The organism is Kitasatospora sp. NPDC127121 (assembly GCF_042677305.1).
Taxonomy (GTDB): Bacteria; Actinomycetota; Actinomycetes; order Streptomycetales; family Streptomycetaceae; genus Kitasatospora.
In genome coordinates, this window is the sequence record NZ_JBHXTQ010000167.1 from 1 (window position 1) to 1,715 (window position 1,715).

A 1,715-nucleotide genomic window follows, 5' to 3' on the forward strand; every position below is an offset into this window, starting at 1 on the left:
AAGTCGACGCTGACGTTGTCGAGGGCCACGACGCGGGTCTCCCCGTCCCCGTAGACCTTGTTGAGGCCGGTGGCGCGGGCGGCCGCCAGGCCGGTCCGGACGGCGGTTGCGGTCGACGTGGTCACGGGGGTGCTCCTTGGTGGTCGCGGGCTGCGGGAGACGCGCTGGGCGCCTGGACGGCCGGGCCGCCAGGGGCGCCCGGCCGTACCTCCATGCTCCGCCGTGTGATCATGAGTTCTCGTCGCTCCGCCGGACGGTTGGCCTGACCGCCGCTGGGCGTACGGCCAGGTGACGCCCTCCTCCTGGGGTATGACGCCGACCCTGAGCGCGGGTCGGTGGCCGGAACTCGTGCACTTCGTGGCCGAATTGCGGACTGTTCGTCAGATCGCAAGGAAACATGACAACTTCCCTGGCTGGGAACATGCGAAAGAGTGAGGCGGGCGACTAGGCTCTGGGGTGGCCCGCACCGGGGGTGGAGCGTTTCTTCTCCGGCCGATGGAGCGGCCCGTCCACAGGACGCCCGGATGGTGGAACGCAGACACGGGCAGCTTAAAACTGCTTGGCCGCGAGGCCGTGCCGGTTCGAGTCCGGCTCCGGGCACCGCTCGACTCGGGGGGGCGCCGACGGCGTCCCCGCCGGGAGTCGTTCAGTGATCCTCCTCGCGGCGTATCCCGATATTTTTGCCAAGCCATTACCCTGGTGGCTGGGCGGTGCAGTGCCGCCACGGAGGGAATGTGCAATGAGAAGCAGCAACCCGGTCTTCTCGCGGGAGGGGTCCTTCACCCGCGAGCCCGGCTACGCGGGGTTCGGTACCACCACGCAGGCCGGGGGCCAGTACGGCAACAACCCCTACGCGGGGACCCCTTACGCCCAGCAGCCGCAGGCGCAGGGCCCGCTGACCGACGAGCAGCTGTACGAGATGTACAACGGGCCGTCGGCCGGCCCCGCCGCCACCGGGCGGATGACGCTCGACGACGTGGTCGCGCGCACGGCCATGACGCTGCTGACCCTGGTCGCCGGCGGTGCGGTGGCCTGGTTCGCGCTGCCGTTCGAGAACTACGGCTACGCCGCCGGCGCCTCGATCGTCGCCTTCGTCGTCTACCTGGTCATCGCCTTCAAGCGCAGTGTCAGCCCGCCGCTGATCCTGACCTACGCGGCGCTCCAGGGCTTCGCGCTCGGTGCCGTCTCACACGTCTTCAACACCATGCTGAACGGCATCGTGCTCCAGGCGGTGCTGGGTACGGCGGCGGTCTTCGCGGCGATGCTGTTCGCCTACAAGAGCGGCAGGATCCGGGTCACCGCGCGCTACCAGCGGATCGGCATCGCGATCGCCATCGGCTTCGTGCTGCTGATGCTGGTCAACATGGTCGCGATGGCGTTCGGCGCCGACATGGGCCTGCGCTCGGGCCCGCTGGGCATCGTGGTCGGCCTGGTCGGCATCGCCCTGGGCGCGTTCTTCCTGTCGCTGGACTTCGCGGCGGTCGAGGAGGCCATCGCCCAGGGCGCGCCGCAGCGCGAGTCCTGGCGGGCCGCCTTCGGGCTGACCCTGTCGCTGGTCTGGATCTACATGGAGATGCTGCGCCTGATCGCGATCCTGCGCGGCGACGACTAACCGCGTTCCCGCCGTACCACTGCCGCCGGGGGCCCCCCGCGGAACGCAGCCGGGGGCCGGCCGGGGGTTGGGTGCCCGGGGATAGCGTTCGAACACACCCGGT

Annotated in this window: 1 protein-coding gene and 1 tRNA gene; both read left to right on the forward strand. The window is 70.2% G+C overall.

Annotated elements, in window-relative coordinates:
• Positions 1 to 518 precede the first annotated feature (518 nt).
• Positions 519 to 600, forward strand: a tRNA-Leu gene (locus ACFVHI_RS37125).
• A gap of 139 nt (positions 601 to 739) precedes the next feature.
• A complete protein-coding gene (locus ACFVHI_RS37130) occupies positions 740 to 1,612 on the forward strand; it encodes a Bax inhibitor-1/YccA family protein (protein ID WP_380346468.1) in 873 nt (290 codons plus the stop codon).
• Positions 1,613 to 1,715 lie beyond the last annotated feature (103 nt).